A 19,140-nucleotide genomic window follows, 5' to 3' on the forward strand; every position below is an offset into this window, starting at 1 on the left:
ACATCGCCCGCGCCCGACCGCGCGCCCTGCCACGGAATCCCACGAGAAGCGACCCGAGAAGCGCGCGGCCAGCGCGGCGCGATGCTTGCCCGGCTGCGCGCCTGCGTAGTATACGAACCCATGCTCCTGCGCGGTGGGCGCAGACGCGCATGGCCATCGTTCCTCGAAGCCTGAACCCGATGGGACCCGACGGAATCTGCGCGGTCGGGCAGCGACAACCCCGCCCCCGGGCGGCGCGCGGCGTCCGGCGGAAACCCGAGGCGGCCGACGATCCCGCCCCTCGGACGAGAGGGCCAGTCCTCCTCTCGCCCTCTCGCCGCCTCGCGGCGGCGCCCCGGCGCCCGAGCGGCGCGCCGGGGCGCCTGATCCCACCGCTCTCGGCGCCCCGGGTTCCCTCCGCGCCCGGGGCGCGCCCTCGTTTCCCTTCACCGATCGGCCCTGACTGCGATGCAGGGCCAGGAGAACAGCGGCATGGAGCAGCGTAGCGACCTCGACAAGGCCCGCAGAGCGAAGGCTGGCAATGGCAAGAGCAAGAAGGGCGCGTCGGGCGGGGGGTCGCACGGCGCCGCGCGCGCGAGGAAGGCCCCCGCGGCGGAGCCCCCCCGTGCCGCGGCGCCCATCGAGCGCGACGGGCTCGACCGGCGGACGCTGCTGACGTCGCTTCTGAGCCTCAAGAAGGGCGATTTCTCGGTGCGGCTGCCCGTCGACTGGCTGGGGCTCGACGGGAAGATCGCGGACACCTTCAACGAGGTCGTCGAGCTCAACGAGAAGATGGCGAAGGAGCTCTACCGCCTGAGCCGCGTGGTCGGCAAGGAAGGCCAGCTCTCGCAGCGCGCCTTCATCGGCGAGGTGAACGGCGCGTGGGCCGACGAGGTCGCGTGCATCAACGCCCTGATCGGCGATCTCGTCCACCCCACCGCCGAGACGGCGCGCGTCATCGGCGCCGTCGCCAAGGGCGATCTCTCGCAGACGATGGCCCTCGAGGTCGACGGCAGGCCGCTCGACGGCGAGTTCCTCCGGACGGCCAAGACCGTCAACACCATGGTCGAGCAGCTGGGCTCCTTCGCGTCCGAGGTCACGCGCGTCGCCCGCGAGGTCGGCACCGAGGGCAAGCTCGGCGGGCAGGCCGACGTCCGCGGCGTCGCAGGCACCTGGAAGGACCTCACCGACTCCGTCAACTCGATGGCGTCGAACCTCACGGCCCAGGTGCGCAACATCGCGACCGTCACCACCGCCGTCGCCAACGGCGACCTGTCCAAGAAGATCACCGTCGACGTCAAGGGCGAGATCCTCGAGCTCAAGGACACCATCAACACGATGGTCGATCAGCTCCGCTCGTTCGCGTCCGAGGTGACGCGCGTCGCCCGCGAGGTCGGCACCGAGGGAAAGCTCGGCGGCCAGGCCGACGTCCGCGGCGTCGCAGGCACCTGGAAGGACCTCACCGACTCCGTCAACTCGATGGCCGGCAACCTCACCTCACAGGTGCGCAACATCGCCGCCGTCACCACCGCCGTCGCCAACGGCGATCTCTCGAAGAAGATCACCGTCGACGTCAAGGGCGAGATCCTCGAGCTCAAGAACACCATCAACACGATGGTCGATCAGCTCAACTCCTTCGCCTCCGAGGTCACGCGCGTCGCCCGCGAGGTCGGCACCGAGGGCAAGCTCGGCGGCCAGGCCGACGTCCGCGGCGTCGCGGGCACCTGGAAGGACCTCACCGACTCCGTCAACTCGATGGCCGGCAACCTCACCGCCCAGGTGCGCAACATCGCCGCCGTCACCACCGCCGTCGCGAAGGGGGATCTCTCGAAGAAGATCACCGTCGACGTCAAGGGCGAGATCCTCGAGCTCAAGGACACCATCAACACGATGGTCGATCAGCTGAGCTCCCTCGCGGCCGAGGTGACGCGCGTCGCCCGCGAGGTCGGCACCGAGGGCAAGCTCGGCGGCCAGGCCGACGTCCGCGGCGTCGCGGGCACCTGGAAGGACCTCACCGACTCCGTCAACTCGATGGCCGGCAACCTCACCGCCCAGGTGCGCAACATCGCGACCGTCACCACCGCCGTCGCCAACGGCGATCTCTCGAAGAAGATCACGGTCGACGTCAAGGGCGAGATCCTCGAGCTCAAGAACACCATCAACACGATGGTCGATCAGCTCAACTCCTTCGCCTCCGAGGTCACGCGCGTCGCGCGCGAGGTCGGCACCGAGGGCAAGCTCGGCGGCCAGGCCGACGTCCGCGGCGTCGCGGGCACCTGGAAGGACCTCACCGACTCCGTCAACTCGATGGCCGGCAACCTCACCGCCCAGGTGCGCAACATCGCCGCCGTCACCACCGCCGTCGCCACGGGCGATCTCTCGAAGAAGATCACCGTCGACGTCAAGGGCGAGATCCTCGAGCTCAAGAACACCATCAACACGATGGTCGACCAGCTGAGCGCGTTCGCGGCGCAGGTGACGCGCGTGGCGCGCGAGGTCGGCACCGAGGGAAAGCTCGGCGGGCAGGCCGAGGTGACCGGCGTCGCGGGCACCTGGAAGGACCTCACCGACTCCGTCAACTCGATGGCTGGCAACCTCACCGCCCAGGTGCGCAACATCGCCGCCGTCACCACCGCCGTCGCCAACGGCGATCTCTCGAAGAAGATCACGGTCGACGTCCGCGGCGAGATCCTCGAGCTCAAGGACACCATCAACACGATGGTCGATCAGCTCCGCTCGTTCGCGTCCGAGGTGACGCGCGTCGCCCGCGAGGTCGGCACCGAGGGAAAGCTCGGCGGCCAGGCCGACGTCCGCGGCGTCGCGGGCACCTGGAAGGACCTCACCGACTCCGTCAACTCGATGGCCGGCAACCTCACCGCCCAGGTGCGCAACATCGCCGCCGTCACCACCGCCGTCGCCAACGGCGATCTCTCGAAGAAGATCACCGTCGACGTCAAGGGCGAGATCCTCGAGCTCAAGAACACCATCAACACGATGGTCGATCAGCTCAACTCCTTCGCCTCCGAGGTCACGCGCGTCGCCCGCGAGGTCGGCACCGAGGGCAAGCTCGGCGGACAGGCCGACGTCCGCGGCGTCGCGGGCACCTGGAAGGACCTCACCGACAACGTGAACTCGATGGCCGGCAACCTGACGAACCAGGTGCGCGGCATCGCGAAGGTCGTGACGGCGGTCGCCAACGGCGATCTCAAGCGCAAGCTGATCGTCGACGCGAAGGGGGAGATCGCCGCGCTCGCGGACACGATCAACGGCATGATCGAGACGCTCGCGACGTTCGCGGATCAGGTGACCACGGTGGCGCGCGAGGTCGGGGTCGAGGGCAAGCTCGGCGGCCAGGCGAGCGTGCCCGGCGCGGCCGGCACGTGGAAGGACCTCACCGACAACGTGAACCAGCTCGCGGCGAACCTCACGACGCAGGTCCGCGCCATCGCCGAGGTGGCCACCGCCGTCACCAAGGGCGACCTCACCCGGTCGATCAAGGTCGAGGCGCAGGGCGAGGTCGCGGCGCTGAAGGACAACATCAATGAGATGATCCGGAACCTCAAGGACACGACGCTGAAGAACAGCGAGCAGGACTGGCTCAAGACCAACCTCGCCAAGTTCTCGCGCATGCTCCAGGGGCAGAAGGATCTCCTCACCGTCGGCCGCCTCATCCTGTCCGAGCTCGCCCCGGTGGTCACGGCGCAGCAGGGCGTCTTCTACATCATGGACTCCTCCCGGGAGGAGCCCGTCCTCAAGCTGCTCGCGAGCTACGCGTTCAAGGAGCGCAAGCACGTCGACAACCAGTTCAAGCTCGGCGAGGGGCTCGTCGGGCAGTGCGCGCTCGAGAAGGAGAAGATCCTCCTCGTCAACGCGCCGCCCGACTACATCACGATCACGAGCGGCCTCGGCGAGGCGCCCCCGGTCAACATCATCGTGATGCCCGTGATCTTCGAGGGGCAGGTGAAGGCCGTCATCGAGCTCGCGTCGCTCGAGCGCTTCAGCCCGACCCACCAGGCGTTCCTCGATCAGCTCACCGAGTCGATCGGCATCGTGCTCAACACGATCGAGGCGAACATGCGCACCGAGGACCTGCTCAAGCAGTCCCAGTCGCTGGCGCGCGAGCTCCAGAGCCAGCAGGAGGAGCTCCAGGAGACGAACGCGGCGCTCGGCGAGAAGGCGCGCCTCCTGGCCGAGCAGAACGTCGAGGTCGAGCGGAAGAACCACGAGGTCGAGCAGGCCCGCCAGGCCCTCGAAGAGAAGGCGCGGCAGCTCGCCCTCACGTCGAAATACAAGTCGGAGTTCATGGCCAACATGTCCCATGAGCTCAGGACCCCGCTGAACAGCCTGCTCATCCTCTCGGACCAGCTCTCCAGGAACAACGACCAGAACCTCACCCCGCGGCAGGTCGAGTTCGCGAAGACGATCCACGCGTCGGGGACCGATCTCCTCGCGCTCATCAACGACATCCTGGACCTCTCGAAGATCGAGTCCGGCACCGTCGTCGTCGACGTGGGCGAGATCAGCTTCAAGGACCTCTCGGACTACGTACACCGTACGTTCCGGCACGTCGCCGAGTCCAAGAAGCTCGACTTCGAGCTCTCGTTCTCGCCGGCGCTGCCGTCCTCGATGCTCACCGACGCGAAGCGGCTCCAGCAGGTGCTCAAGAACCTGCTCTCGAACGCCTTCAAGTTCACCGAGCGCGGCAAGGTGGTCCTGGAGGTGACAGTGGCCCGCGACGGCTGGAACCGTGAGAACGATGTGCTCAGCCGGGCCGACTCGGTGATCGCCCTCTCCGTCCACGACACGGGCATCGGGATCGCGCCGGACAAACAGCAGATCATCTTCGAGGCGTTCCAGCAGGCCGACGGGAGCACGAGCCGCAAGTACGGGGGCACCGGGCTCGGGCTCGCGATCAGCCGGGAGATCGCGCGGATGCTCGGCGGCGACCTCGCGCTGGTGAGCGCGCCGGGCCGCGGCAGCACGTTCACGCTCTACCTGCCGCGCACCTACCGGCCCGTGCGGGCGGCGCGGCGGCAGCCGACGCACGTCCTCGACACGCCGGCCGCCATCGAGGACACCGTCCACAGCAGCCGGCCGTCGGATCGCATGGCCGCGGGCCCGGACACGCAGGTCATCGACGACAGCGAGAGCGTCCGCCCCGGCGACCGCGCGATCGTGATCGTGGAGAACGACACCGTGTTCGCCCGCTTCCTCGTGGACGTCGCGCGCGAGCACGGTTTCAAGGCGGTCGTCGCCGTCCGCGGCGCGACGGGGCTCTCGCTGGTGCGCGAGCTCAAGCCCGCGGCGATCACGCTGGACATCAACCTGCCCGACATGGACGGCTGGCGCGTGCTCGACTGCCTCAAGCGCGATCTGTCGTCGCGGCACGTCCCGGTCCAGGTGATCACGACGGAGACGGAGGAGGAGCGGAGCCGCGCGCGGCGGCTGGGCGCGGTGGGGCTCCTCAACAAGCCGCTCAGCAGCAGGACGGCGCTCGACGAGGCCTTCGCGCGGCTCGACGGGCTGGTCAGCTCGCCGCGGCGCCGGCTGCTCGTCGTCGAGCCGGACGCGGCGTCGGGCGATCCCGTGGTCGAGCTGCTCCGGGACGAGGGGGTCACGATCGCCAGCGTGGCCACCGGCGAGGCCGCGCTCGCCGCCCTCGAGCGCGAGCCGTACGAGGCGATCGTGCTCGGCCTGCGCCTGCCCGACATGCCCGGCCTCGAGCTCCTCGAGCACCTCGACCGGGCCGGGCGCTTCACCGATCTGGCGGCCATCGTGTACACGCCGGCCGACGTCGCCGGGGACGACGAGGTGCAGCTCGGCCGGCTCGCGCAGCGGCTCCCCGTGAAGCACGTCCAGTCGAGGGAGCGCCTGCTCGACGAGGTCACGCTCGCGCTGCACCGCCGGCTCTCGGATCTGCCGGAGCCGAAGCGGACCGTGATCGAGCAGCTCCACGAGTCGACCGCCGCGCTCTCCGGCAAGTGCGCGCTGATCGTCGACGACGATTTCCGCAACATCTACGCGCTGAAGACCGTCCTCGAGAGCCAGGGGATGACCACGCTCGCCGCCGATACGGGCAAGGCGGCCATCGACCGTCTGGAGAGGACGAGCGGCATCGACGTCGTGCTCATGGACATCATGATGCCGGAGATGGACGGATACGACACGATGCGCGCGATCCGGCAGCGGCCCGCCTTCCAGACGCTCCCGATCATCGCCGTCACGGCCAGGGCGATGAAGGGCGATCGCGAGAAATGCCTCGAGGCCGGCGCGACCGACTACATCTCCAAGCCGGTCGATACGGAGCAGCTGCTCGCGCTGCTCCGCATCTGGCTGCATCGCTGAGCTCGCTCTCCCCCTCGCCGCCGCGCCGCGCGGATGTGCCCGGGCGCACGCGGCGGTTCGTCTTCGCTGCAACGGCGCCTCAGTGTGGCGTCTCTCCGCAAGCTCAGGCGTCTACCGTCCACAGCCGACGGCGCAGGAGAGCGTGCATTTGCGGCATCCTTCGTTGGCACGGCGCCTGCTGTGCGGTGTGGGATTCCAGAATACAGCGAGGGTACGCGTCCGGGCGAGGACGTCCTTCGGGAAAGGAGCTGTCGGTGAGGGCGAAGCTGGTGACCGGTCTTGTGAGGACACGGCTCGACGCCGAGAGAGCCGTTGAGCGCGTCATGAGCTGTGGATACAAGCGTGACGCCATCAGCCTTGTCATGAGCGACGCCGCGCGCGGAGAGCATGTCGAGAGCGGAACCGGCTCGAGGGCGGCGGCGGACGTCGGCGTCGGCGGGGCGGGCTTCGCGGCGTTCGCGACGGCCGGCGCGAGCGTGGCGTTCCCTGGCCTCGAGCTCGCGGTGGCGGGCCCCCTGGAGTCCGCGCTCGCGGGCGCGGGCAGCGCGGCCGGCGGGCTCGTCGGCGCGCTCGCCGGCGCTGGTGTGCCCGAGCACCGCGCGCGGGTGTACGAGAGCGGCTTGCGGCAGGGCGCGGTCCTCGTGGGCGTTCACGCGACCTCGGAGCGAGACGCGGAGATCCTGGCGATGATCCTCGAGGTTTCGGGCGCCGAGAACGTCCGGAGCGAGAGCGCGCAGCGACGTCCTTACGACAGCTTCATCTAGGCAGCGCGCGGGGGTGAGCGCGCTGGCGATGCTGGGGCGCCCGGCGCGTGGCAACTTGCCTCGCTGAGGCGCGCTGCCGCCGACGCGCTCGTCCGGGATTTCAGGCGCTCCCCGAGAGGAGCGCCTGGCACGAGCGATGCTCCAGATTTGGAATCGTGGCGAAGCGTGGCGTCGTGGGCGGCGGATGGCCGGAGCAGGCGGCAGGAGAGCGCATGTCGAGCAACTTGACCCAGGGGTTCGAGCACACCTTAGGGGAGCGCTTCGAGGCTGGCACGGTGGTGGGCGACAAGTACCAGCTCCTCCGCAAGGCGGGAGAGGGGGCGATGGGCTCTGTCTGGGTCGCTGCGAACACGGCGCTCGAGGCCAACGTGGCCATCAAGGTGCTGCGCCCGGAGATGCGCTCTCCCGCGATCGCGGAGCGCCTGCTGCGCGAGGCGCGGGCGGCGGCGAAGCTCAGTCATCCGGGCATCGTGCGCGTCTTCGATCTCGGCAAGACCGCGGGCGGCACGCCGTACATCGTGATGGAGCTCCTGGAGGGCGAGGCCCTCCGGGACATGCTCTGCCGCGAGCAGCGGCTCTTGCCCGAGGCGGCGATCGCGATCTTGCTTCCGGTCGCGAGCGCGATGCACGCCGCCCACGAGCGCGGCGTCGTCCACCGGGATCTCAAGCCGGACAACGTGATGCTGGCGGAGCAGGGCGACGGGAGGATCCAGCCGAAGGTCGTCGATTTCGGGATCGCGAAGGTGACGTGGACCGAACCGCAGTCCGGTTCGACGGGCGCGGCGGTGATCGGGACGCCGCAGTACATGCCGCCCGAGCAGGCGCTCGGGCAGGGCCAGCTCGATCATCGCGCGGACATCTGGGCGTTCTGCACGATGCTGTACGAGTCGATCGCGGGCGAGACGCCCTATGCCGGCGAGCAGGGGTTCGGGACGCTGCGGGCGGTCATCCAGGATCCGGTGCAGTCGCTCGTGGAGCGGTGCGGCACGGATCCGGCGCTGTGGTCGATCATCGAGCGCGGGTTGCGCAAGGACCCGGCGGATCGCTGGGGGAGCATGCGCGAGCTCGGCGTCGCGCTCGCGACGTGGCTCCTCTCGCGGGGCGTCTCGGAGGACGTGTGCGGCGCGTCGCTCCGCGCGCAGTGGCTGGACGAGCGGACGAGCCAGATCCCCGCGCCGTCGCCGCGGCCGATGGTGGTGAGCGCTGCGCCGACGCTGCACTCGCGGCGCTCCGACGACGCGCTGGAGCTGCAGCTCCCCATGGCGTCCGCGCGGCGGGCGCCTGACGAGACGAGCCGCCGCGCCGCGGTGGTGGTGCGGCGCGGGTCGCTGGAGGAGAGCGGCGAGCGGGCGTGGTCCGAGGCGACGGCGATGGTGAATCTGCCGGTGGCGGTGTCCCCGTCTCAGCGCCCCTCGTTGCGGGATCGCTTCCCGTTCCGCCGCGTCGCGGCGGCGGGCTTCGTCCTCATGGCGGGTGCGGCGGCGTGGAGCGTGGCGCCGGTCTCGACGGGCCCAGCGGTCGAGCTGACGCCGACGGCGCCGGCGTCTCTGGCCGCGCCACCGGCGCCGGTCGCAGAGCCGTCGTCGCCGGTGCGCCCTGCGGCCGAGGCGAGCTCCCTGACGGCCAGCATCGCGCGCGGCGTCGTGGCGCCCCCGGCGCCCCCGGCCGAGCCTGTGGCCCCGCGCCCGACGCGGGCGCCGAAGCCGGCTCCCCCTGCGCCTGAGCCCACCGCTGCGGCCGCCAAGTCGCCGGCGCCCACCGCGAGCGCGCCGCTCCCGGATCTACCCTCGTCCGACGCGGGCGTGGAGGCGCCGCAGCTCCTTGCGCAGGCGCCCACGTCCGGCGCGTCGCCGGAGCCCGGGGCCGCTGCCTGCGCGGGTGGGCAGGAAGGCGCGGGGTCGGCTTGCCCGCCGCCGGTGGCCGACGCCTCGGCGCCTGCGGTCGAGGTCCACGAGGATGCGGGGGCGGCCAGTCAGGAGCCCGCTCCTTCCCCGCCAGCGGCCGAGCCGCCCCCGCCGGCTGCCGACGCGGGCGCGGCTGAGGACCCCCCGAGCGCTCCAGCGGCGCCGTAGCGGATCGGCCGCACGGGCCGGCCGGGGGACCGAGATCGAGCCGGGAGCGGTTTTCGCTCGGGTTCGATGCGTGCGTCTTCCGTGCGTCGTTTCTCGTCCCGTCTCTCGTCTTCCGTCTCTCGTCTTCCGTCTCTCGTCCCCGTGCACGTCTGCGTGCGCGTGCGCGTGCGCGCTGACTCCGGGGAATCGCGCACGCGCACGCGCACGAAGGACGAACACGGAAGAGGGAAGACGGGAGACGGGAGACGGGAGACGGGGACGAGAAACGACGCACGGTATCAGTCGCAGCCGAAAACCGCTCTAGATCGGTTTTCGCCCCTCTCTGTACACGCGTTCCAGAGCGGCGGTCACCCGCACAGGAGACGGGTCCAGCTCGGCGTTTTCGGCGCGGAAGCGCACTCCAGTGCGCTGAGCACCGAAAACGTCGAGATGGGCCCGTATCCGAAGCGGGTGACCGCCGCTCTAGACTCCGATAGCCGGCAGGAACCCACCCTCCCGCTCCGGCTCGGGGAGCGCCCCGCGCCCTCTCCCGGACGCGTACCGCGGCTCCAGCAGATCGAGCCCCAGGCTCCACAGCGCGTTTCGCATCCGCGCGAGCGCCCCCAGCTTGGGAAGGTTGTTGAGGCACACCTCCTCGCTCCGATCGACGTCCCGCTCGAACAGGTTCGCCGCGTCCCTCACGAAGCCGGGCTGCTTGACGATGAGGTTCGCCTCGCTCACCCACCGCAGGCTCGTCGGGTTCACGTTGAAGGTCCCCACGGTCGCCCAGTCGTCGTCGATCACCGCGAACTTCGAGTGCAGCATCGACGGCAGGAACTCATAGATCTGAAGCCCGTTCTCCAGCCACCACCTGTACCGCGCGAGGCTCGCGTTGCGGATGGCCGGCAGATCGGAGTTGCGCGGAACGATGATCTTCACGTCGATCCCGCGGCGCGCGGCGTCGATGAGCTCGCGCTCCAGCCCGCGGGGCGGGCAGAAATACGCGTTCTCGATCCACACGCGCCGCCGCGCCGAGCGCACCCGCTCCACGTGGCGCTCGTAGATGATCGCCGGCGGCCTGGGCGCGTCGGTGATGAACTCCACGTCGTCGTAGACGCCGCCGGTCCAGTAGTCGAACGAGCGCCCGTCGGCCTCGTTGGCGAGCATCCAGCGGCACTCGAACGCCCGCGCCATGTCGCCCACGCAGGGCCCCACCACCCGACTACAGACCTCGTGCCAGCCGTCGCCGCCCTGATCGCGCGGCAGCCACTCGTCGGCCCACGCCGCGCCGCCGACGTATCCGGCGCCGTCGATCACCACGATGCGCGAGTGCTCCCGCGGGAACACGACGCCCCGGCGCAGCACCGTGCCGAGCGGCCGGTACGCGCGCGCGCGGATGCCGCGAGCCCGCATGTCCTCGAAGAACTGCGCCGGCGTCGCGTGGCTGCCGAGCGCGTCGTAGAGCAGCCGCACGTCGACGCCGCGCCGCACGGCGGCCGCGAACGCATCGGCGAAGCGATGACCCATCAGATCGTTGCGGTAGATGTACGTCGAGATCCAGATCCGCTCCCGGGCGCGCGCGATGTCGTCGAGGAGCGACTCGAGCACCACCGTCATCCCGGGCAAGAGGCGCGTCGCGTGGAGCGCGCACCCCCTGTCCCGCACCGCGTGGCTGGTCCTGGAGTTCGCCCTGGAGCCTGGAAAGGTCAGCACCGAGCAAGTCATGTCGAGTCCCGGCGCGGGGCGGCTGCAGCTCGATTGCCGCAGTGGCCCGCACGCCCTCACCACAACGCCTCAAGCAGCCCGTGTGCCACCTCGCGAAGTCGCGATCGCGCAGGGATGCCCGCGGAGGAAGAGGCGCGACGTGGCAGCTTGCCACGCAAGGCCACCGCGCCACAGCGCCGCCGGGGCAAGCGGTCTCTCCGGCGCAGACCAGGCCCTCCGGCGCGCGCGGACCGCGGCATCGGATTTGAAGGGCGTCGTGCGCGATGGTCCCGTCCCGTCATGAGATCTCCGCTCGTCGGCCCGGCCAGGCGAACGGGCGCGCGCCCGCGGCGCCGCTCGAGACCGCGTCCGAGCCGCCGCCGGCGCCGGACATGCGGCGCCGGCTCAAGCTCAGCCCGAAGCACGCGCTCGGCGCGCTCGCGCTCGCCTGCGTCGCCGCGAGCGCCCTGTTCATGCACGCCCGCGAGACCGGCGAGGCGACCGCGCCCGGGCTCGCGCTGCGCGTGGCGTACCCCGAGCGGATGCGCTTCCGCGACACGGAGCAGCTCACCTTCGACGTGACGCGCACGGCGGACGCCCCCTGCCGGGCCGCCGCGCTCACGATTGACCAGGCCTACCTGGACAGCTTCGAGGAGCGCCGCGCCACGCCCGAGGAGACCGCCATCGGGCGCTTCGAGCTGGGCGGCCTCGCGCCCGGCGAGCAGCGCCGGATCGTCCTCGATCTCCGGGGCGAGCGCTCCTGGCTCGCCTCGGGCAACGCAACCCTCTCGTGCGATGGGGAGCGCGGCGCCGTGGCGCCGCTCCGCACGTTCATCTTCCCCTGACCGCCATGGAGACCGTCGCCCGCGTCGCCTTCGTCTATGTCTTCCTCGCCGTCGCGTTCCGCGTGCTCGGCAAGCGCGAGCTCAGCTCGCTGTCCCCCTTCGAGCTCGTCACGCTCATGCTGATCCCGGAGATCGTCTCTCAGGCCCTCGTCCGCGAGGCGTCGCTCGCGAACGCGCTCGCGGGCGTGTCCACCCTCCTCGTGCTCGTGTTCCTGACGTCGATCCTGACGCACCTCTCCCCGCGGGCGTCCAAGGTCATCGACGGCACGCCGACGGTCCTGGTCGCGAACGGCCGCATCCTGGAGGACGCGTGCAATCGCCAGCGCATCCAGCCGGAGGAGATCGTGTCCGAGATGCACAAGAGCGGGCTCGCGCACCTCGCGCAGGTGCGCTGGGCCATCCTGGAGGCGGACGGCGATCTCACCATCATCCCGGAGCAGGGCCAGCCCCTGCCCGTCGCGCGGCCGAGGACGCGGGACGTGGACGCCTGAGCGTCCGTCAGGCCGGGCGGGAGGCGAAGCGGCGCGCGCCGCGGCGGGCGATCGCCGCCGCGAGGGCGAGGGCGCCGAGCGTCATGCCCACGAGCGTGCCCTGCCCCCGCGTCCGCGAGGCGCGGTCGCCGTCGACGAGCGGGAGCGCCGCGCCGCAGAGCACCTCGGCGTGGACGCTCAGGCGGGCGCGCATCCAGTTGTCGACCCGCTCCTGCTTCGCCGGGCTCAGGACGAGGTCCGTGTCGAGCGCCGCGCGCGGCAGGTTCGCCTCGAGGCGCGTGAGCCACACGTCCCTCGGGTGCAGGCCGATCATCGCGACCGCGAGGTCGTCGAGCGGCCCGCACGCGAGCTCGCGCGCGTCGATCTGGCCCGCGGCGACCTCGCCGCAGCTCGGGTCGGAGAGCGGGACGCCGGCGGGACACGGGCTCGCCACGGCGCGGCTCTCCGTCGCGATCTCGGCGAAGCGCACGGCGCAGTCGGTGTCCAGGGTCTCGCCGTTCGCGAGCCCCTGCTGGGCGAACGCCGCGGCGATCGTGTCGACCGGGGTGGTCGAGCCGCTCGTCGTGTACTGCACGCCGAACGGCGCCGCGGAGCTCGACACGGGCGAGAACAGCGAGCCCTGCTGCGCGTAGGGCGTGAGGAACGCGCGGCCGCCGTCGTGCGCCGCGAGCGCCTTCTCGCGGAGCTCGCCGTAGTTCGAGTCCTGCGAGGCGAAGTCCCACGCGAGGAGGTCGACGGGGACCGCCGCGGCCGCGAACCCCTCCGGAGCGAGCCGCGCCTCGCTGATGGTGAAGAGGGTGATCGCGACGTTCGCGCCCGTGCCGGCGGCCACCATCCGGAGCGGCAGCGCGGCGTTCGCCCCCGGCATGACGACCCGCACCGGCTTCATCTCCTTCACGTCCTTGCCGGGCTGGAGCTTGAGGGCGATGAAGTCGAATTGCTCCTCGACGTAGGCGTCGATGACCGGCTGCGTCGATTCGTCGACGCCGAAGCCGTTCCTCTCCAGCCACGTGTTCAGCGCGCCGGGCGTGTCGGTCGTGAGCGTCACGGTCTCGTAGGGGCCGACGGTGCCGCGGTGGAGGACGGTGACCTGGTCGTTGCCGAACCCCCCTGCCACGCCGCTCTCCGAGTCGGCCGAGCCCAGCGCGCCGCAGCCGCCCCCGCTCGCGGCGCAAAAGGAGTTCGGCGCCGTGATGCGGACCGACGTGGCCGCGTCGAGCGTCTCGAACCAGGCGTCCGAGCCGACCTCGATCGTCGCGCCGGGCTTCACCGGGAGCACCCAGGCGAACTCGCGCGGATCGCCGGAGTACTGGATCTGATCCCAGAGCACCGACTGGACGGGCGATACCGAGAGGACCATCCGGTGCGCGTTGACGACCGTGGTCTCGGTCGGCGGGGCGAAGCACCCGCCGCAGGCGCGCGCCTCGCGCGGCGAGAGGAGCGTCGCGGAAGGAACGGCGAGCGCGAGGAGCGCGAGCAAGCGAAGTTTCATCGGGTACCTCCATGGGCGCGGGTCCGCGCGGGCGGGCTCCCGGAGCGCGCGGTCGGCGCGCGGCGCACCACCTCCAGGCTACCCAAGCCCGCGCGCGGCAGGCAGCCCGCGCACGATTGGCGCGCGGCCCGTGCGCCGCGCGGCCCCCGCGCCGCGCGTCAGCGCTCGCAGGGAGCCGGACCGCCAGGAAGAAACCTCAATGTTCTTCCCGACTTACAGCCTTCCAGAGCGCTCGCCAGGACGCGCGTGGGCACGGCCCGCCGAGGCCGCCCGTCAGCCCGCGGCCCACCACGCGTCGAGGTCGCGGAGGGCGCGCTCGGCCATCGCCTCGTAGCGGGCGCGCTTGCGCAGCTTGCCGTGCGCGGGATCGAGCGGCGCGATGTGCGCCCAGGTGATGTTCGACGGCTGATACGACGACGGCTGCTTCCGCCCGAGGTGCGTGAGGATGCCGCCGAGCGCCGTCGTGGGCGGCGGCGGCCGGAGCGGCTCGTTCCGCAGCCGCTGCGCGAGGAGGATCGCGCACACGAACCCGGCCGCGGCGCTCTCCACGTAGCCCTCCACGCCCGAGATCTGGCCGGCGAGGTGCACGCCCGGCAGCGCGCGCAGCTCCATCGCCGGGCCGAGGAGCGCCGGCGCGTCCACGAAGGTGTTCCGGTGCACGGAGCCCATGCGGAGGAACTCGGCCTCCTCGAGGCCGGGCACCATCCGGAAAACCCGGAGCTGCTCGGCGTACTTCATGCGCGTCTGGAAGCCGACCAGGTTGTACGCCGTCGCCGCCTCGTCCTCCGGGCGCAGCTGGAGCACCGCGTACGGCCGCCTGCCGGTGCGCGGATCGGTGAGCCCGACCGGCTTCATCGGCCCGAACGCGAGCGTCTGCTCCCCGCGCGCGGCCATCACTTCGCACGGCAGGCACCCCTCGAAGTAGCGCACCTCCTCGAAGTCGCGGGCCTCCACCTTCTCCGACGCGACGAGGGCCCGGACGAACGCCTTGTACTGCGCCTCGTCGAAGGGGCAGTTCACGTACGCCTCGTCGCCGGCCTCGGCGTCGTCGCGGCGCTCGGCCGCGTCCTCCGGCGGCGGCGCCGTCGGCTCGGGCCGCGCGGCGCCCTCCGCCGGCGCGGCGCGCTCGCCCCGGACCGCGCCGCCCTTGCCGTAGCGCGACTGCTTCCACACGCGCGACCAGTCGATCGAGTCGGCGCTGACGATCGGCGCGATCGCGTCGTAGTAGGCGAGGTGCTCGGCGCCCACGGCCGCGGCGAGGCTCGCCGCGAGGGCGTCGGACGTGAGCGGACCGGTCGCGAGGATCACCGGGCGCTCGGCCGGGATCTCCGTCACCTCCCGCCGCTCCACGGCGATGCGAGGATGGGCCTCGATCGCCCGCGTCATCGCCTCGGCGAAGCGCTCGCGATCGACCGCCAGCGCGCCGCCGGCGGGCACCGAGGTCTCGTCGGCGCACCGCAGGGCGAGCGAGCCCACGCGACGGAGCTCTTCCTTGAGCAGCCCGACCGCGTTGCTCAGCGCCGCGCCGCGCAGCGAGTTCGAGCACACGAGCTCGGCCAGCCGATCGCTCGTCTGCGCGGGCGTGCGCTTGTGCGGCTTCATCTCGACGAGGCGCACGCGCAGCCCGCGCTGGGCGAGCTGGTACGCCGCCTCGCAACCGGCCAGGCCGCCTCCGACGACGACGACCTCGTCGCGCGGGCTCTCCGCTCCGTTCATGTGCAGCTCACCAGGGTGGGAGGTCTCGCGGCCTTCTTAGCTCGCCGTGCGCCGCGCGCGCACGGCCCGCGCGGGCTTTTCGGCTTCCCCCTTCGGCGCGCCGGCCCCCTTGGGCGCGGCCTCGGGCCGGTCGGCCGGCGCGGGCTTCGGCGGCTCGGGCCGGTCGGCCGGCGCCGCCGCGGCGCTCGCGACGATCGCCGCGGCGTCGAGGGAGGCGGACCCGTCCGCGGCGCCCTCCTCGCCCTCGCCCTCGACGATCTCCTGCTTGAACCCGCAGTCCTTGGTCGCGCAGACGAGCATCGCCTTCTTGCCGGCGGTGCGGGTGACGAACTTCGCGCCGCACTGCGGGCACGGGACCGGCACCGGCTTCTGCCAGAGCTTGAAGTCGCACTTCTGCTCGGCGTTCCAGTTCGAGCAGCCGTAGAAGGTGCGCCCGCCCTTCTTGCGGGGCCGGATCTCGATGAGATCGCCGCCGCAGTTCGGGCACGCGACGCCGAGCGGCACCGGGCGCGTGTTCTTGCAGGCCGGGTACCCGGTGCACGACAGGAAGTCGCCGAAGCGCCCCGTCTTGATGATCATCGGCTTCCCGCACTTGTCGCACGAGATGTCGGTCTCGCGGACGGCGGCGGTCCCGCGCGCGTCGGACAGGTCGCGGGTGGCCTTGCACTTCGGGTAGCGCTCGCAGCTCAAGAACCAGCCGTTCTTGCCCCACTTCTTGAGCATCATCGACCCACACTCGTCGCAGACGATGTCGGTCTTCTCCGCCTCGGGCTTCCACGGCGCGAGCTTCTTCGACTTGTCGAGCTGCTCCCGGAACTTCTTGTAGAAGCGCTTGAGCAGCTGCTCGCGCTTCAGGTTGCCGGCGCCGACCGCGTCGAGCTCCTCCTCCATCTGCGCGGTGAAGTTCGGATCCATGATGTCGAGGTTCGACCGGACGAGGCCGTCGACCACGAACTTGCCGAGCAGCGTCGGCTGGAACGCGCCGCCCTCGCGCTTCTCCACGTACGCGCGCTGCTGCACCTTGCTGATGATCTCGGCGTACGTCGACGGGCGGCCGATGCCGCGCTTCTCCAGCTCGCGCACCAGCGAGCCCTCGTTGTAGCGGGGCGGCGGCTGCGTGAACTTCTGGTCGGTGACGACGCCCGGCGGCGACACCGCGAGCGCCTCGCCCTCCTTCATGTCGGGCAGGAGCGCCTCCGAGTCCTCCTCGGCCGACGGCCCCGGCGCCGCCCGCTCCGCCTCGCCGGCGCTCGCCTCGGCGGGCGCCGCCGCGCCGCCGCCGCCGTCCGCCGCGGCGCCGGCGCTCTCCTCCTCGCCGGCGAACTCCTGCTGGCCCTCCGTGACCTGCAGCCAGCCGGCGAACTTCAGGATCCGCCCGCTCGCCCGCGCGAGGTAGCTCCGGTGCGCGGGCTCGGCCACGGTCGGCGCGACGTCGATCTCGACCGTCGTGCGGTCGTACACCGCCGGGTTCATCTGCGAGGCGACGAAGCGGTTCCAGATGAGCTTGTACAGCTTGTACTGCTCGTCCTTGAGGTGCTTCTTGATCGAGTCCGGGTGGATCTCGACGCTCGTCGGACGGATCGCCTCGTGCGCGTCCTGCGCGTTCTTCTTCGACTTGAAGACGTTCGGGCGCTCGGGGACGAACTCCTTGCCGTACCGCTTCGCGACCACGCCGCGCACCTCGGCGACCGCGTCGTCGCTCACGCGCGTCGAGTCGGTACGCATGTACGTGATGAGGCCGACCGGGCCGCCGTCGCGCTTGAGGTCGATGCCCTCGTAGAGCGCCTGGGCGATCTGCATCGTCCGCTTGGCGCCGAAGTGCAGGTAGTTCGTCGCGTCCTGCTGGAGCTTCGACGTCGTGTACGGCGCGGGCGGGTTGCGCTTCTGCTCGCGCCGCACGACCTTCGCCACCCGGTAGCGGGCGGTCTCGAGGTCGGCGCGCACCTTCGCGGCGACCTCGCCGTTCGTCACCTCGAGCTTCTTGCCGTCGGCCGAGGCGAGCTTCGCGACGAACGGCGCGCGCTGCGGCGGGCTCGCCGCGGTGAGGCCGACCGCGATGTTCCAGTACTCCTCCGGGACGAACGCCTCGACCTCGCGCTCGCGGTCGACGATGAGCCGCAGCGCGACCGACTGCACCCGCCCGGCCGACAGGCCGAACGCGAGCTTCGACCAGACGAGCGCCGAGACGTCGTAGCCGACGATGCGATCGAGCACGCGCCGCGCCCGCTGGGCGTCGTAGAGGTTCTCGTCGAGCTTGCGGGGGTTGTGGACGCCGTGGTCGACCCCCTTCTTCGTGATCTCGTGGAACTCCACCCGCGCCACCTTGAGCTTCGGGTTCTTGATTTCCTCCGAGATGTGGAACGCGATCGCCTCTCCCTCGCGATCGGGGTCGGTCGCAAGGAGCACCTCGTCCGCCTTCTTCGCGGCGGACTTGAGCTCCTCCAGGACCTTCTCCTTGCCCTCGATGACCTCGTAGGTCTCGGCGAAGTCGTTCTGCACGTCGACGGCGTTCTGCTTCTTGGGCAGATCCTTGACGTGGCCCTTCGAGGCGAACACCTCGTACCCGTTGCCGAGATACTTCTTGATGGTCTTCGCCTTCGCCGGCGACTCCACGATGACGAGCGTCTTGGCCATCACCACCTTCTGAGCAACGCGATCGGGGCTTGTGAGAGGATTGAAGGGCGACCTTCGGTGCGAGGGAGGCCCCCCTCGCGAGGAGGCGGCCACCCGGAACCGCACTGGGCAGGGTGAGCCGGCGCGCCCCTTCAACGAAGAGCCCGCCGAAACAACCCGGCGGGCCCCTCTACTACTACGGCCTGGAGCGTCAACGTCAAGAGTGCCTCCACGGCGCGCCTGGGCGGAAGCCCCGTCCTCTCGCAGACCTCGTCCACGTGCGCCGGGCAGGCGTCCAGGGCGTCGAAAACGGCGCGCTCGACCGCGCTCATCGCCGGGATTTGCGCGGTTTCCTCGGGCGGAGCGCTCGCCGGCGCGGCGACGGCCGGGTCCGGCAGCGGCAGGGTGCCGGGGGCGGGCGGGCTGTTGCGCGGCGACCGCCGCGCCCGCCGGCGGGGCGGCGGCGCCGGCCCCCCGAGGACGTCGATCACGTCGGCCGCGCGCGTCACGGGGCGCGCGCCGGAGACGAGCTCCAGCGCGCAGCCGACGCCGCGCGGGCTCCACGGGGCGTGGGGGACGACGCAGAGGTGGCGCCCGAGGCGGCGAGCCGCGGCGGCGGCGGAGCGGGCGCCGCTCTCGATGCCCGCCTCGACCACGACGGTCGCGAGGGTGAGCGCGGCGAGCACGGCGTTGCGCTGGAGGAACAGCCCCGGCAGCGGCGGCGTGTCGTCGGGGACGCGCGCGAGCAGCGCGCCGCCCGCGGCGAGGATGCGATCGAAGAGCGGCGCGTGCTCCCGCGGGTAGGGGCGCGCGTGGCCGCCGCCGCTGACGACCACGGTCGGCGCGCGCGCCGCGAGCGCGCCCTCGTGCGCGGCCGCGTCGACGCCGCGCGCGCCGCCCGACCAGATCGAGTAGCCCGCCTCGCCGAGCGACGCGGCGAGCGCGCGGGTGAACCGGAGCGCGTCGTCGCTCGCGGCGCGCGTGCCGACGATCGCGATGCCGGGGCGCGACGGGAGCGCGCCGCGCAGGTAGAGCGTCGGCGGCGCGGCCTCGGTCTCGGTCACGAGGGCCCAGAGCGGCGCGGGGTAGGAGGGATCTGCGGGCTGGATCTCGATCGACGCCATACGCGGCGTGTCGACC

General features: G+C 71.7%; 10 protein-coding genes. 5 read left to right on the forward strand and 5 right to left on the reverse strand.

The features are described from left to right. Nucleotides 1-471 precede the first annotated feature (471 nt). From WMF33_RS30935 to WMF33_RS30945, 3 genes are all read left to right on the forward strand, one after another. The gene (locus WMF33_RS30935) at nucleotides 472-6,324 is read left to right on the forward strand and encodes a HAMP domain-containing protein (RefSeq protein ID WP_437331987.1); all 5,853 of its coding nucleotides are present in this window, start codon (nucleotides 472-474) and stop codon (nucleotides 6,322-6,324) included. Between the two features lie 323 nt (nucleotides 6,325-6,647). Then, nucleotides 6,648-7,088 carry a hypothetical protein gene (locus tag WMF33_RS30940; RefSeq protein ID WP_437331988.1) on the forward strand — a complete coding sequence of 147 codons (441 nt, stop codon included), beginning with the start codon at nucleotides 6,648-6,650 and terminating at the stop codon, nucleotides 7,086-7,088. 212 nt (nucleotides 7,089-7,300) lie between these two features. Further along, nucleotides 7,301-9,160: a serine/threonine-protein kinase gene (locus WMF33_RS30945; RefSeq protein ID WP_437331989.1), complete on the forward strand. Its 1,860-nt coding sequence runs from the start codon at nucleotides 7,301-7,303 to the stop codon at nucleotides 9,158-9,160. Between the two features lie 462 nt (nucleotides 9,161-9,622). Here the strand turns inward: WMF33_RS30945 and WMF33_RS30950 are convergent, their stop codons facing one another. Next, entirely contained in the window at nucleotides 9,623-10,756 is a 1,134-nt protein-coding gene (locus tag WMF33_RS30950) for a phospholipase D-like domain-containing protein (RefSeq protein WP_437331990.1), read from the reverse strand. A gap of 371 nt (nucleotides 10,757-11,127) precedes the next feature. Between WMF33_RS30950 and WMF33_RS30955 the strand changes: the two genes are divergently transcribed. Both WMF33_RS30955 and WMF33_RS30960 read left to right on the forward strand, forming a co-directional pair. Continuing rightward, nucleotides 11,128-11,688, forward strand: coding sequence for a hypothetical protein (locus WMF33_RS30955; RefSeq protein WP_437331991.1), 561 nt, complete (start codon nucleotides 11,128-11,130; stop codon nucleotides 11,686-11,688). A 5-nt stretch (nucleotides 11,689-11,693) separates the two neighbouring features. Further along, nucleotides 11,694-12,179 (forward strand): DUF421 domain-containing protein, encoded by a 486-nt coding sequence (locus WMF33_RS30960; protein WP_437331992.1) that lies wholly within the window; start codon nucleotides 11,694-11,696, stop codon nucleotides 12,177-12,179. Nucleotides 12,180-12,186: 7 nt separating this feature from the next. On the opposite strand, the gene WMF33_RS30965 is transcribed toward WMF33_RS30960, so the two are convergent. From WMF33_RS30965 to WMF33_RS30980, 4 genes are all read right to left on the reverse strand, one after another. Continuing rightward, the gene (locus WMF33_RS30965) at nucleotides 12,187-13,671 is read right to left on the reverse strand and encodes a DUF2330 domain-containing protein (RefSeq protein WP_437331993.1); all 1,485 of its coding nucleotides are present in this window, start codon (nucleotides 13,669-13,671) and stop codon (nucleotides 12,187-12,189) included. Between the two features lie 273 nt (nucleotides 13,672-13,944). After that, nucleotides 13,945-15,387 (reverse strand): methylenetetrahydrofolate--tRNA-(uracil(54)-C(5))-methyltransferase (FADH(2)-oxidizing) TrmFO, encoded by a 1,443-nt coding sequence (gene trmFO / locus WMF33_RS30970; protein ID WP_061627239.1) that lies wholly within the window; start codon nucleotides 15,385-15,387, stop codon nucleotides 13,945-13,947. A 36-nt stretch (nucleotides 15,388-15,423) separates the two neighbouring features. Beyond that, entirely contained in the window at nucleotides 15,424-18,021 is a 2,598-nt protein-coding gene (gene topA, locus WMF33_RS30975) for a type I DNA topoisomerase (RefSeq protein ID WP_437331994.1), read from the reverse strand. A gap of 131 nt (nucleotides 18,022-18,152) precedes the next feature. Then, on the reverse strand, nucleotides 18,153-19,124 hold the full coding sequence (locus tag WMF33_RS30980; RefSeq protein WP_437331995.1) for a DNA-processing protein DprA: 972 nt from the start codon (nucleotides 19,122-19,124) through the stop codon (nucleotides 18,153-18,155). Nucleotides 19,125-19,140 lie beyond the last annotated feature (16 nt).

The sequence above is a fragment of the Sorangium sp. So ce394 genome, from assembly GCF_051474665.1.
Lineage (GTDB): Bacteria > Myxococcota_A > Polyangia > Polyangiales > Polyangiaceae > Sorangium > Sorangium cellulosum_D.